At 36.3% G+C, this 13,685-nt stretch carries 17 protein-coding genes; 8 read left to right on the top strand and 9 right to left on the bottom strand.

All coding sequences use genetic code 11. The annotated features are described in order from the left end of the window. Genes UABAM_RS27190 through UABAM_RS27175 form a run of 4 tightly spaced genes read left to right on the top strand, consistent with a single transcriptional unit; the run spans window position 1 to window position 4,165 of the window. On the top strand, window positions 1–1,449 hold the full coding sequence (locus UABAM_RS27190) for an asparagine synthetase B family protein (protein ID WP_173013607.1): 1,449 nt from the start codon (window positions 1–3) through the stop codon (window positions 1,447–1,449). After that, window positions 1,446–2,138 (top strand): arylamine N-acetyltransferase, encoded by a 693-nt coding sequence (locus tag UABAM_RS27185; RefSeq protein WP_151971139.1) that lies wholly within the window; start codon window positions 1,446–1,448, stop codon window positions 2,136–2,138. Before UABAM_RS27190 ends, UABAM_RS27185 begins: the two co-directional genes overlap by 4 nt. A 36-nt stretch (window positions 2,139–2,174) precedes the next feature. After that, window positions 2,175–3,215, top strand: a complete 1,041-nt coding sequence (locus UABAM_RS27180) for a hypothetical protein (protein ID WP_151971138.1) — start codon at window positions 2,175–2,177, stop codon at window positions 3,213–3,215. 23 nt (window positions 3,216–3,238) lie between these two features. Continuing rightward, on the top strand, window positions 3,239–4,165 hold the full coding sequence (locus UABAM_RS27175) for a polysaccharide deacetylase family protein (RefSeq protein WP_151971137.1): 927 nt from the start codon (window positions 3,239–3,241) through the stop codon (window positions 4,163–4,165). Window positions 4,166–4,241: 76 nt separating this feature from the next. Here UABAM_RS27175 and UABAM_RS27170 read toward each other — a convergent pair whose 3' ends face one another. Beyond that, entirely contained in the window at window positions 4,242–5,231 is a 990-nt protein-coding gene (locus tag UABAM_RS27170; RefSeq protein ID WP_151971136.1) for a hypothetical protein, read from the bottom strand. A 270-nt stretch (window positions 5,232–5,501) separates the two neighbouring features. Between UABAM_RS27170 and UABAM_RS27165 the strand changes: the two genes are divergently transcribed. Further along, on the top strand, window positions 5,502–5,846 hold the full coding sequence (locus UABAM_RS27165; protein WP_151971135.1) for a hypothetical protein: 345 nt from the start codon (window positions 5,502–5,504) through the stop codon (window positions 5,844–5,846). Window positions 5,847–5,881: 35 nt separating this feature from the next. Here UABAM_RS27165 and UABAM_RS27160 read toward each other — a convergent pair whose 3' ends face one another. Continuing rightward, window positions 5,882–6,148, bottom strand: coding sequence for a hypothetical protein (locus tag UABAM_RS27160; RefSeq protein WP_151971134.1), 267 nt, complete (start codon window positions 6,146–6,148; stop codon window positions 5,882–5,884). Between the two features lie 213 nt (window positions 6,149–6,361). Between UABAM_RS27160 and UABAM_RS27155 the strand changes: the two genes are divergently transcribed. Continuing rightward, window positions 6,362–6,607, top strand: a complete 246-nt coding sequence (locus UABAM_RS27155; protein ID WP_151971133.1) for a hypothetical protein — start codon at window positions 6,362–6,364, stop codon at window positions 6,605–6,607. A gap of 54 nt (window positions 6,608–6,661) precedes the next feature. Continuing rightward, on the top strand, window positions 6,662–7,528 hold the full coding sequence (locus tag UABAM_RS27150; protein ID WP_151971132.1) for a pentapeptide repeat-containing protein: 867 nt from the start codon (window positions 6,662–6,664) through the stop codon (window positions 7,526–7,528). Between the two features lie 34 nt (window positions 7,529–7,562). On the opposite strand, the gene UABAM_RS27145 is transcribed toward UABAM_RS27150, so the two are convergent. From UABAM_RS27145 to UABAM_RS27115, 7 genes are all read right to left on the bottom strand, one after another. After that, window positions 7,563–8,114 (bottom strand): hypothetical protein, encoded by a 552-nt coding sequence (locus UABAM_RS27145; RefSeq protein ID WP_151971131.1) that lies wholly within the window; start codon window positions 8,112–8,114, stop codon window positions 7,563–7,565. After that, the gene (locus UABAM_RS27140) at window positions 8,115–9,116 is read right to left on the bottom strand and encodes a hypothetical protein (RefSeq protein WP_151971130.1); all 1,002 of its coding nucleotides are present in this window, start codon (window positions 9,114–9,116) and stop codon (window positions 8,115–8,117) included. A gap of 145 nt (window positions 9,117–9,261) precedes the next feature. Then, window positions 9,262–10,248 (bottom strand): BRO-N domain-containing protein, encoded by a 987-nt coding sequence (locus UABAM_RS27135; RefSeq protein ID WP_151971129.1) that lies wholly within the window; start codon window positions 10,246–10,248, stop codon window positions 9,262–9,264. A 74-nt stretch (window positions 10,249–10,322) separates the two neighbouring features. Beyond that, complete coding sequence (locus UABAM_RS27130; RefSeq protein WP_151971128.1) at window positions 10,323–10,559, bottom strand: hypothetical protein; 237 nt, start codon at window positions 10,557–10,559, stop codon at window positions 10,323–10,325. A gap of 10 nt (window positions 10,560–10,569) precedes the next feature. Then, window positions 10,570–11,025: a hypothetical protein gene (locus tag UABAM_RS27125; RefSeq protein WP_151971127.1), complete on the bottom strand. Its 456-nt coding sequence runs from the start codon at window positions 11,023–11,025 to the stop codon at window positions 10,570–10,572. 18 nt (window positions 11,026–11,043) lie between these two features. Then, a complete protein-coding gene (locus UABAM_RS27120) occupies window positions 11,044–12,180 on the bottom strand; it encodes a hypothetical protein (RefSeq protein WP_151971126.1) in 1,137 nt (378 codons plus the stop codon). Between the two features lie 36 nt (window positions 12,181–12,216). After that, window positions 12,217–12,864 (bottom strand): tyrosine-type recombinase/integrase, encoded by a 648-nt coding sequence (locus UABAM_RS27115; protein ID WP_173013606.1) that lies wholly within the window; start codon window positions 12,862–12,864, stop codon window positions 12,217–12,219. A 551-nt stretch (window positions 12,865–13,415) separates the two neighbouring features. Here UABAM_RS27115 and UABAM_RS27110 point away from each other — a divergent pair. Continuing rightward, complete coding sequence (locus tag UABAM_RS27110; protein ID WP_151971124.1) at window positions 13,416–13,637, top strand: helix-turn-helix transcriptional regulator; 222 nt, start codon at window positions 13,416–13,418, stop codon at window positions 13,635–13,637. Window positions 13,638–13,685 lie beyond the last annotated feature (48 nt).

The following is a 13,685-nucleotide window of genomic DNA, read 5'->3' as shown; positions in this document are numbered from 1 at the left end:
ATGTGCGGAATTGTTTTATACTTCGGTCCACATGCAGACTCTCGTTTATCAGAAAGCACACATAAGATTAAGCACCGCGGACCTGACGACACAAAATTTTTTCATCAAGAAAATTTGGCTATAGCTTTTAATCGCCTGGCTATCAATGATAAAAGTACTCTAGGGAGTCAGCCATATTACTACAAAGATCATATAGCTGTTGTTAATGGCGAAATATACAACCATATGTCTTTAAGAGAGGAATATGAAATAGATATTAAAGGAGCATGCGATACAAATGTTATTTTACCTTTGTTCGATAAACTTGGAGTAGAAATCATTTCTGTTTTAGATGGCTTTTACTCCGGCTTGATATACAATCGAAAAGACCACAAACTATTTTGTATACGAGACTACATCGGTAAAAAACCTTTATTTTTAGGTAGATCAGGCACTGAAATTTTCGTGACCAGTGAATTGAAAGCTATACCAAACGTGGATAGCTTTGAGATGTTACCTAAAGGAGTAAGTCGGATAGACCTTTCTACAGGGGCAGTTTATCAGGAAGTAAACCATAAAACCAATGTATTAGACAAAGCCACTTCTCTAAAAAACCTTGTACAAAATGCGGTAATAAAACGTTTGCCAGCAGATCCTTTTGGAGTCTTTCTAAGTGGTGGGCTTGATAGTTCGATTGTAGCTTCTATAGTTTCAAAGCATCGGAAAGATGTAATATACTATGCATTAGCAAAAGAAAACTCCATTGATTATAGTTATATTGTAGAGCTACAAAAATATTTAGGCATTCAGGTCAAATATATCGATCCTCCCCATAAGAACACGCTAAGAGAATTGATTTGCAAAGTGGTCTACACCACCGAAAGCTATAACCCATCTATCATAAGTAATGGTATTTGTACGTATTTATTAGCTGAATCTGCCCATAAAGACCAACTAAAAGTTGTTTTGTCTGGAGAGGGAGCTGATGAACTTTTCTGTGGGTATCATATGTTCAAAAAGGATGATGATTGGATCAATATTCGGCAGCAATTAATTAATGATATGTGCTTTACTGAGTTACGTCGTATAGATCAATGTTGTATGGCACATTCTATAGAAAATAGATGCCCATTCTTAGACAAAAAAATACATGATTTCGCTTCTAGCTTAAAATATGATGATTTTTTTCATATAGAAAATGGAACGATGGAAAACAAGTTTATACTGAGACAAACTTTTGAATCTGATCTGCCAAAGAGGATCACTCGTCGCAAAAAAATATCATTTGATGTTGGCAGTGGAATACGAGCTCTGACAGTTTGCCATCTGACCAAAGAGAGTGATACAGAGAAGCAGGTACTTAAAGAAATCTGGCAAAGGTTTTTTGATATAGGTTCAGATGCAATTTATTTCCACTCTTACCCTGTTTTCAACAATGCAATAGCATCTCGTGGTAGGACACACAAATGACAAGTATAAATTACGTGGAAAGCTTAATGTTAAACAAATTTAAAACAGAGCCTTTCCATAACCTATATCTATTATCAAAAACAACACCAAAAACACTAATCTATGGTGGTACTTGCTCAGATAAAACATTAAGCTTTCTTAACACATTAAAAAGTTTAGGGATTGAGGCAAAACTGCATTCTTCTTTGATAAACAACCAAAATATTCATCGCTTAGTGGCAGTTAACATTGAAGGGCAAACTTATTTTGCTGATGTAGGCAATGGTTGGCCATCGATTAAGTTGTTTCCTAAGCATTATGAAGTAAGATACACTTGCTACGGAATTACCTATAGATCAGAAATTAAACCATACTCTTTGAAAGTTTACCAAACTAGAAGAGGAGAGGAGCGTCTATCAACAGAAATTCCGTTTGAATCAAAAAACGAACAACAGATAATGGATGATATCAAAAACAGATTTGATGGAAGTGTTGAGTATCCTTTTAGTACAGGATTGCGATTTTCGCAGGTAGTAGATGATAAATTTCTTTTTTTGCGTGATGATACGTTACTCTTTTTTTGTGAATGTGATAAGCCACAAGACATTACAAATATCGATAGAGAAAAAGCCTCTGACATAATAAAAAAACATTTTCAATTCGATGTTCGAGTTCTTTTTGAAGAAAACCAGGTCAGTAAATTTTCTTAAACATCTACCAAGTGATAGAATTTTCAGGAATACAAAATGGGCAAAGAATCTAGAATATGGGTGACTGGTGGATACTTTGATGAGTCAGGAGAAGGTTTTGTATATGAGGTGGATGTTTTCGGAAGCAACGTGGAAAAAATTATACGATTTACACCACCTGAAGATTTGTTAGTCTCTCGTAAAGGTTTTACTGGTGCCACCTGGGTCGGCACACCTGGACAATCAGACTTACTAGTATGTGGTTTTTGCGCAGTATTTCGCTTTTCTCCACCTCACTGGGATCTCTCTGGAGTTTTACATCAACCATGTATGAATGACTTGCATCATATAACTGTAAACCAAGGAAAAATATTTGTTGTAAATACAGGCGTTGAGAGTATTGATATCTTTGATTTACCTGGAAACTTTGTAGGAAACCACTGCTTTCAACCATCATGGCTTAATAAAGAAAGGCTACATGGCATAACACCTGCCCGCCAAGATTGGCCAAAACTCTTAAAAAGAGGATGGACAAAACAAGATACTCCCATAGTAGATGCTCCTCCTACTAAAGACTACTACCAAAGTGACAAGGAGAATTTTTGCCAAAAGCCAGTTAGAGATTTCGTTCACATTAACCATGTCTCTATATTGCCAACTCAAGTTCTTGTAACTAGTTTATCGGCTTGTGGCATTTATAATATATTGGACTTCAGCAAAATGATAACCACTCCTGCCCCACCACATGATGGATTTATTTATAATGATAAATTCTGGATTACCTGCGTTGATGGGAGAGTTTTAGCTTATAGAATAGAAAATAACGCGGTCACAGATGATGTGATGTACTTTACAAATATTTTTGAAAAAACTTCATATCATGGTTGGTGCCGTGGTCTTATGATCCAAGATAACTATTTATTTGTAGGCATAACTGAAATACGGCGAAAACCACAATATGATTGGCAAGTATCTCCATGGAGTAAAACAAAAACGGGTATTATCTGTTGGGACATTGTAAATGATGAATTTATAGGCTTCGCTGACCTATCAGAAGAGAGACATAGTAAAATTTTTTCAATTATAGAAAGTCCATAATCTTATTTGTGAATGGAGAAAAAGTGCCAAATATAGCCATCTTAATGTATCACAGAATCTGTGAAAAAACAAAACACAATAAATGCTATTTCGCGAGGGGGACAGCCGTTGAACCTCAAGTTTTTGAAAGACAGCTAAATTGGTTGATAAAAGAAGGTTATACCTTTACTTCGCTAACAAAAGCTGTTGAGCTATCAAAACAAAAGGAGGAGGGTAAATATTGCGTGCTAACATTTGATGATGGCTACAAAGAGATTAAAGATGTCGTTTGGCCATTATCTAAAAATCTCCAAATTCCCATTTGTATATTTCCAATAGCAGGACATACGGCAGAAGCTGATTTTCCTGTATACGTAGACCATTACTACATGATATTGCATTACGCTAATAATCGTTCCCCTATCCATTTAAAGTTCCTTGACGTCGATATGCAAGTACCAGCAATAGACACAGACATTCAATGGTGGATTAAAGGAGAATTTAAAGAAAAATTGCACATGGCGACAGCAGAAGAGCAAATTATCCTACTACAAAACTTGAAACAAGTACTTGATAGTCAGATTCCTATAGATTTACCACAGAATTTATATCTCAGTCGAGAAGATATTTCTAGCTTGCATAAGGATGGTGTTGAGGTAGGAGGACACGGATACTACCATCGACGCCTTGCCGAAATAGGTCAAGAAGAATTAAATTTTGAAATATCTGCATCTTTAAAACTGTTACTTGATATTGGAGTTACCAAGCCTGAGCTGTTTTGTTATCCAGATGGAAGTTACTCTAGTAAAGTTATAGAACATCTCCATAAGTATGGGTTTGCCACAGCCTGCACCGTCAATAAAGGCTTTTATAATCCAGATACATCACAAATGGAAGTCCCTAGGATTTTTGTACGTAACATAGAGCCAGGCCACCCAAGTTGGTTACGAGAATACTCTATACTTTTGTAAAACTTGGGTGTTATCGGAGGAGTTAGAATTTACATTTCAAAAAAACTATTAAAATGGCAAAGAGATATTATTTTTACTATGTAAAGGATAGTACTTGACTATTTCCATAAAAACATTTCGTAGGCTTTTTCAAAACATCTTCTTTGCTTGCCAATAAAATTTTCGTTTCAACGCCTTGTCGTTTAACTTTTTGAAAAACATTTTCTACAAGTTTTTGTGTTCCGTTAGGGAATATCAACCCAATACAAACTTCCTCCACTGGTACATAAAGTTTATTTTTCTTAACCCACTTGGCGACATTTTCGTGATCCTCTAACCACAAATGGTATGCACGGAGTATATCCCAATACTTTTCCTGTCGCTCGCCCAACATATATGCGTTGTATAGCGGTAAAAAGTCAAAAACTACACAAATACACTGGTCTTTTTTTGTTAGTACTAACACAAAGTTAGGCGATAAAGAACCACGTTTCACATCAACACGACGAATCTTAAGGTTACGCTTTTTACGTGGATTAAAGTTGGATACCCAGTGAAACATCTGATATTGTTTATGCGATTGGCAATATTTTTCGTACGCAAGAAGTACTTCCAGCTCTTCAATAACACTTGGCAAAACATTTGTATCATCAACACCAAACAACGCTTCCTTTTGTAGTTCTTTGTAGTTATCCTGCGTGAGATCAGCAAGTAATTCTAAACTTTGCTTCGTGTGCAAAAGTATCGTTTCATCACCATGCGTTACAGCTTGCAAGTTATTGTCGAAAACGAGATTTTCCGCAGCTTCTTTGGACAAAAACTTTGCTGCTTGCTTTTGTGTCATACAACCGTATTTGAAAATAAGGGGGTAAATAATTTGTTTGTCGCTATTTGAAAGTTGAAGAATTTCTAACGATTTTTCTATTGCAGGTTGCTGATACTGTTGGGCTGTTGTATCAACTTGTAATACAACACCTTCTTTATCGTTATTTTCCTTATCCATGCTTTCTTCTACAGCATTATCCTGTACATTTTTGTTGTTGTTTGCAAGCGGATCTTGTTCATTATTTCGGCTAAATAATCCCATTTTTTATTCTCCATTTCTGTTTTACGGCAAGATTAGCAATTAGATATAAAGCTTTATATGCCAAATTGTTAAGTCTTTATTTTTGCAATACACCTTAATGATAGTCCTTCATATTTTTTTGCAAAAATATGAAGAGGAAATTCTCTATTTACTACTAGCAAATACACAGAAAAATAACCGGAGAAATAGAAATTTATGTAATTTTTTCTTCGTTTAAACAGTTGTTGTTAGAACAACTATATAAGCTGAATTACGTAAAGAATAGAAGCTATGAACAAACATGAACAGTTAATCGATTACGATAAAATGATTGTAAAATATAAAGGCATCTGGAACTTCGATAAAATAACTACTGATAACGAAATAGCTGTTAGGATAGCCTTTTCTTTTTGCTTAACAAGAGGTGGAGCAGGAGCTGAATATCTTGCATCTATTTTAATTAACAAATACAGTTACATGCAGCCATCAGTCGACATATGGTGGTTGAATACCAAACTTGATGATCAAGTAAGAATGTTGGCATTTAATGTAATTTGTTTTGACAAAGAACCACATAAGATACAAGGTGGGTGGGAATTGATGAAAGAGCTGTTGGAAAAGTATGAGGTTAAATAAGAAAAGAGGGTGGAAAACCCTCTTTGATCTTGAACTTAATCAAGCTTTGATCTTTCTTTTTGGAAAAGATCGGCCTCTTTGCTTTTTTGAAGTAGATCGATGATTGCATCAGGATCTATACTTTTTATTTCATCAAATGCTTTACGTAAAAGTTCTGAACGAACTTCCTGGCTCTTTTTGTTTAAGATACCAGTCAAAACATTACCGATGATGTTGCAGAGAACAGTTTTTAGAAGTGGGTTCATAATAAAAAGATAAAAAAATAAAATAAGAGGCAATACCGGTTTTGTAAACCGATACATATGATACGTACCTGGATTTATCTGTGTTTGCTGCGAAAATAAATTAATGAGAATTTTATTTTATGAACGGCAATGTCATAGATTGTGGGATATAATTTACTATCGGGTTTTACACTCGGTATTTGTCTTATTTCTTAACTACATCAGACTATGTTTGCAAACGAAGTATTGGTGGGGTTTCTTGTGGGGGTAGCGGTTGTCCTGGTTTTGGGTATGCCGTTTCTTGTTATGAGAACTATCTGGCGTATTTTCGGCTCTGTCGGAAATGCTGTTCGCTGGATGTTCAACATCGGTAACAACACCTCCACATGGTTGGAGAACAAAAGGCAGGGTCATGTTGTTGTTGAAATGCGTTTCAAACAGCAAGACCAAACACTGGCTTATGAGAGGTTGTATCTTTCATTTGGAGAAGCCAAAAAACTTCGAAAAATGACCAATAACTTTTCTGGTCAGATCTAGAGGGCTTTCGCCCTCTTAATTTTTTATTTTCAGTTATATTGTTAAGGTTAAATATTGGATAATTTTAATACAAAAATTGAACAACTTGAAAGTCGTATCGCAAAACTAGAAAACTTTAATGCTAAAACTAAAATTGTAAAAGAGAAAGATCACAAAGCTACTTGGATTTTTATTAGTATTGTGGGAGGAGTAGTCTTTTACATCTGTTTGTTATATTTAGTTCTTGATATGGATAGTGCCGCCAAGTTTGGTGACGCTTTTGGGGCTGTTAACGCGCTCTTTTCGGGATTGGCTTTTGCGGGCGTTTTGGTAGCGTTGTTTTACCAAAGAAATGAACTAGCCCTACAAAGGGAAGAATTAAAATTAACAAGATTAGAAATGAAAAGCGGTAATGAAAACACAAAAGAACAAGCTGAAGCTGTAAAAAAACAAAATGAACTTCTAGAAAAACAAAATGAACTGGTTAAAGGTGACAAAAAATACAAAAAGCTGTGGGAAATGTATCAAGATGATATTCCTGTAGAAATTCGATCGGGAAACTTTAAATATCTTCGAAGTGAAGGTTTCGATTGTTTCCGTGGCATTAATTTCTCCGGTTTTGACTTTGCTAATACAAATCTATCACGTTGCGATTTTTCAGGTTGTTCCTTTGTTAAAGCTAGTTTCCAAGAGTGTAAATTGCAACTATGCAATTTTTCAGGTTGCGATTTAAACGAAGTTGATTTTTCAGGTTGTAGTTTGGAAGGCAGTAACTTTTCAGGATCGCGGCTACGTCGTGTTAACTTAGAAAGAGCAAAAGTTGATAACACCAACTTTGGAGCAAGTTATTTATCACCTGCAAGATTCTACGAAACCGAGATGACTCAAGAGCAGCAAAGAGTTTGTGGAAATCTAAAAGATGTTGTAGGACTAAATAAATAAGTTGTAACGGGGCTAAGGCCCCGTTGTAAGAAAACTAAGGTGAAAGAATTGTGATACCGACGGTTGATCCTTTGATGTTGATTCCACCAACCGAAACGGCATTGTGAGATTTTACACGGTCTACAGAGAATTTATTCATGCCAGGATACCCTTTCGCAGGGCTCCAACCTTTTGCACTGCTGTGCTTTTTACTGAAGCCTACCAGAATGGATACCTTATAAGATTTTCCTTCATTCTCTTTGGAAAACTTTCGTGCGTCTTGGCGTAGTTTGCTCAAATCGCGCCAGAAGTCGCTTTTGAAATCTTTACTGTATTTGATGTCGAAACGTGTACGAAAGTCGACTTCTTTCGAGTCTGTGTTTACAACATCAATATAGACATGCTTCAAAGACTCTTCTTTTAACCATTGAACAAGAGAGTCCCGGAGGTACTTTATCTGCCAATCCTCAAATGATTCATCATCAAATTTATTGGCAATGTAGCCTGCGTGGCCGTCAATGGTGTCAGCAGCGTACTCTTCAGGTTTGTCGAGGTCTTTTGCCCAAACGCTGCAAATAACCATCAGGAGAATAATTATTCTCTTCATTTAGTGCTCCTTTCCTGATTTGTATATTACGTTTACACCTGGTTCTTGAATGTGAAGATATGGAAAGTGCGCTATTGCGGTTTTGGACTTTACTTTTTTCCAGTTGTGAGGTGTGTACACGATCTCGTTTAGTGTTTTGATGTGTATTTCTAAGTTTGCATGTTTCAAAAAACTGGACAAGTTGTATATGTTTTGGCGCACAGGCAAGGTGTTGACTTTGTTTGAGGTTAAATTGTATACAATGTTGCAAAACATCGTACGTTCTTGGTTGGCAACAACAAATTTTACCGACTTAAGAGAGTGACTTTTCATAAATTTTTTCAAATCTCCGATAAAATGTGTCACTTGCTCTTCATCTTTCTTCATCTTGTAAGAAAGTAAGTACGAGGTCTCAGTAATAATGTCGAGATATGACTGGGGATGTACTTTTTTTATCTGCTTTTTAGGTGCTTGGTGTGTGAGTTGCTTTGTCTCTTTTTTAATGGATTCAACAACGTGTTTAGCATCGCCAACGTAAATTACACCAACATCGACTTTCGCAGTAATTACACCTGGAGAGTAAGAAAACATTCCTACTGAGCTTTTTGCGTGTAACGTTATTACCACTTGTTTGTGGCTTTGCGCAATCTTGGATAAGATGTGGTGGTGATAACGTAACTTTGTTACGTTAGGATGTTGTTGCATGAGTTGATGCGTTTTTGTTTTTTCATGCTGTACACTGTGTTTTAGTGTGGCATCATCGCTGAAATGATATGAAGCTTTAGATTCACCTGTTCTTTCCATGAGATGAATCGTTGGTTTTAATATACGCCATCCTTGAGGAGCGGTAAACGTAAAAGCTTTTTTTACGCTTTCATTTTCGTCATCGGTTCGTACAGTGATTTCATGCTCAAAGACATTTTTCATCACACCTTCATCACCGATTTTGGACGGAGTGTATTGTGCATCGCCTTGAGCAAAACACACACTTAAAAGTACAAACAGAATAGTATATATTCGCATTTTTTCTCCTTTATAGTAGATGTTTGTTATGACTTTCTACCATCTACTGTCAGCAGAGAAAAAAATAACCTATCTTTTTTTGTAAATTTTAAATGCAAACAAAATCTGACATTTTTACCTTTTAATCCGACATTATTCAGACATTTTAAACGGGTATTACATAGCAGCTGTTGCGACGATGTCCTTGTTTTTGTAGTAAACCCTTCTCTACTAGTTGCTTAAGGTCTCTTAAAGCTGTACGGTCGGTTACAGCAAATAGCTCACGGTATTCTTTGTTAGTAATCTTTCCATTTTTATTGATGTAGGAAAGTGCTTTCTTTTGTCGTTCAGATATTTTTTGAGTTTTGCCAGATTTTGGATCATAAATTTCAGAAGTTTTTTGTTTAATGGGGGTTGTCGGCAGATGCACATTGTGTATCATGCATAACTCTTCTATATAGCGTTGCTTATCTTCAGCAGAAAGATCGTAAGTATTGCTAATCTCATCGATCAAATGGTTTATTTTTTTCCAATTATCAAACATGCTGGGGGCGAGCGACTCAGATAGTCTTGCTTCTATATTCTGTAAAACTTCAATAGTATTTTGCTGAAAGTTATTTTGCTTCATGAGCATCTTCAACAAATCACGCATGATGGAGTGTTGATTGAGTACCGTTTTGTGTAACGTATCAACCTTTATCGATAACTGAAACATCTCCAGAGAAGTTACTGCATTCTGGGAAGTTTTATACATGCCTGTCTGGCGAATAGAGGGCAAAACTTCGCAGGTAATCCAACGTCGAAATTGTTGAGCATCAGGTTTACGAGAAAGAAACAGAGCGGTGTATAAACCCGCTTCTGTGAGTAAAACTGCTGAGCGAGATTGTTTTTGTGGATAATCCGCCATAACAGGGCCAATAGTATTGGCTCTGTTAAGTAACTCCTTGAAAGACTTGAGTTTAGAACCACGTAAAATGATGTATTCTACATTTTCAATGAAAGACTCACTGTGACGAACCGTTTTAGCAAGATTATTGTATTCGAGTTGGCTTTCGAGCTCTTTCGGAAGAAATACAAAGCCTTCGTCCTCCATCTTGATTGGCGTAATGCGGAACCCTGTTTCTTGAGTAAAGGTATCTGTTAGGGCAAACATTTGTATATTCCTTTTTTATGTCGGAATGGAATGTCGGAATTAATATTAGTTTATTGTACATCAATTATGTCGTTTTACCATAGCTCTTTTAAGTCTTTGCCCGTTCTTATTACTTCTCTTGCAGTCTCTATCACATGGGAGAGAGCATCATCCTGAGCTTCTTTGCGTGAGTCAAAAATTTTACCTGAGTCTTTTCCTTTTGGAATAAGAGTTACATAGCCCCAACGACCATCGTGTCTTTGGTATGGCAAATGTATCGAGATCCCCCAAAAGATATACAATGGGTCATTTAAAACATCTTCATCACTCATATATTCCCTTTCATACCAAGCATCTGTCAATAAAACGCTTGTATTCTAGCTTATTCATAAAATTACGATGTCGGAATTCTGCTTGCCAAAATTCCTGAAAAATAGGTTTGGTCATCGCATCTTTTATCGCAAAGTCCCAGTCACGTTTAAGGTATCCTGGTAACGATTTACGATCATGTCCTTCTATCCACATGTGGAAAAAATACCAGAAGAATCTTTCCATTAGATGCGACAGATCATGATGATCGTCTTCTGCTACTTTATCCATCGAAAAGTCTATCATTTTAAAATACTTGTACAGCTGGCCTTTACTTTTATTTAGTTCCAGATAGCGATCCTGATTGTCTCTACCAATTACGATAAATTTGGCTTTCCAATTTTGATGTAGCTTGTATACCGCTAAAAGTAGTGATAGTGGTATTGCCAATGTTTCGAATATTTCTTTTAGTGTACTGATATATTCCATAAAAAAAGAGTTAATGAATTACGAAAATATCATAGCCTGATTTCTTTGCGATGTGAAGTTATCGATGGCAGAGACAATTTGTTGTGCACCGTTTGTACCTAATTTTTGTAGTACTTTTTGTTGATTATTGTGGTGGTGTGGCCAGGAACGTTTTGCTACGAGAAAATTTTTAACTTTGTGCATAAATACTTTTTGGTGTTGTAGATTTTGCGAAAACTGCCTAATCGCGGATAAAACTAGGTCTATCTTTTGCTGCCGTGTCGTACATTTATTGTATGGAAAACGACAAACTTGCTGCCAATCAAAGTAGTTCGTTGCGATTTTGTAATCAGCGAACAATTGTAAGTTATCCACATGAGAATGATTTGATGGCGGTAAGAAAAACAAAGGCAACTTGTCCGCCGCATCATAAAATGTTTGAATTCCTGGAGTGGTAAAGCATACTTGTGAACGATGAAGCTCACTTAACATTTGTTTGGGCGATAGCATTTTATATTGTACCTGGTCATCGGCAAATTTACTTTGGCATTGATCCATAACACATTCGCGTCCTGTGACAAGAATGCTTTCAAAGTGCTTTTTTAGAATGGGTAATAAAAGTTTTAATATGACAAACGGATAATTGCTATTCTTTCCTACGAGTATGAATGAATTTTGTACACGCCCATCACAACCTCCAAAATTAATGATCGCCTGATTGATATTTTCCCCCTTATTGAAATGTTTAGTGATAATAGGTGTAATGACTTGAGCATTGTGCATGTTGTCTTTACGAATTCTATCTGTAATTGGTTGTATAAAGTCTTGGCAAAAGTATATATCGGCAAGATGTGTTTGTTGTGGAATTGTTGGCCACCACCAAAACAACGAATCCACGAGAACACTTGTACACTTAGTTTGAGCTGCTATATCGATGAGAGGAAAGTCCATTACGTTAATAAACACATCACTATTTTGTAGCAAAGAAGAAATTTGCGGTACATCATCGTGTGATAACTCGTAAACTTGCTCGAAATCATGTATTTTTGCCAGATCAAGTGCGACACCAGTACCAAAGAAAATCCTTGTGGCATTGCTAATTTGTTCTGCTATAGCAATTGCCTTACTCACAGGGCCGAAGCCGAAAGGTTGTGCGGTAAAGATAACGGTTTTCAATGTTAATCCTCCTTTTGTGGAGTTTTAACAAATACTCTAGCGATACAGCCCTTTTACAGCTTGTATTTTTTCACAGTTAAAAGCCGCAAGATACGCCATGGTAACTTCGATACTACTGTGCCCCAAAAGTTGTCGCACTAATTCCACATTGTATCTGCTTTGCTTGTATACTCTCACGGCAAAAGTATGACGCATGGAGTGTGTGTAGAAACGTTGTGGATTTTGAATGGTGGTTGCCAATTTCAAAACACGTTTAAACATAATATACAGATTTTCTCTACGATAATGTTCGCCATGCGATGAACGCAAAAATGGCTCATCTTCCTGCCAGGTTTCTCCCCATGAGCGTTTGTATTCTCGGTATTCTAATATCTTTGTAACAAGATATGGATCGAGAGGTACTCTGCGCCTACTGTGAATTGTTTTACCTGTTTCGACAAATATATTGGGGTTCTCATTGTTCTCCAGCTCAATATGATGGCAACTTAAGGCAGCAATTTCTGAGGCTCTTAGGCCTGTACTAAATCCTAAGTGAATAAGAATCCAATCCTTAATGGCAGCTTTGGTATTAAGTTGTTTGCGCTTTTCTGCAGCTTGAAACATCTTCTTTGCTTCCTGTTTTGTCATGCAGGTTTGCGGAGATGGCTTCCACTTCTTTTTCGTAATCACTTTATCGCTTTTCACACATTTCCTGAGAAATGTGCGAATTTTTTTTGAGAAATTGCTCGCGGAATACCTTTTTGATACTTGCATAGGGGAATATTAGGTGTGGTGTTCAAAAATGAAATGTGAGCGGGTTTTTTAGTCAAATGTGATTTTCTTAGGCGGTATTTTATTGATTCTATGGGGAAAATAACCAGTTTTTTTTGAAGTGGATTTTTAACAAAACTCAGGTTTTGTTTAATATTGAGAGCAGATTTTAGAAAAATTTGTTGTAGAAAACAAGCAGTTTTTTTGTAGAGGGCGAAAAAGCACACTCTTTTAAGTTGTACGATCACTAAAATTGTGCGCAGTAGAGTAAACACTCATCTTGTTGTTAGAGAATAGCGGTATTCGTTGTTTTTTTGTCGGCAAAAATTGACATTCATACAACTTTTATCTAACTTTTCTTCCATAAATCGATTGCGAATAAATGGCTTAGGCAAGCCAAAAAACTTGCTGTTGTATCTTGGGTGTTCTAACGTGTAAACGTTTTAAAACATCCATCAGGTTGTATTTCATTTCATTAAACACCTATGAAAATAATCAAAATCACAAACAAAGTACGCTACTACCGCGAAAGGCTATGCCTTTCTCAAGAGGATCTCGCGAAAAAATGTAAAGTCGCCGCCGAAACGATTTCGCGTATCGAAACACAAAAAACTCTCTTACCACATCCCAAAACACGTAAAAAAATAGCCGAAGCTTTAGAGGTGGAAATAAATGAGATATTTCGTCCTGTACAGATAAAACCATAAATTAACTTTATTCATGTCTTCAGAAAAGAAATATTGTTGTATTTGCAA

This window comes from Candidatus Uabimicrobium amorphum (assembly GCF_009002475.1).
GTDB classification, from domain to species: Bacteria; Planctomycetota; Uabimicrobiia; order Uabimicrobiales; family Uabimicrobiaceae; genus Uabimicrobium; species Uabimicrobium amorphum.
The sequence above is the reverse complement of the archived record's forward strand: the minus strand, read 5'-3'. Positions and strand labels throughout refer to the sequence as shown.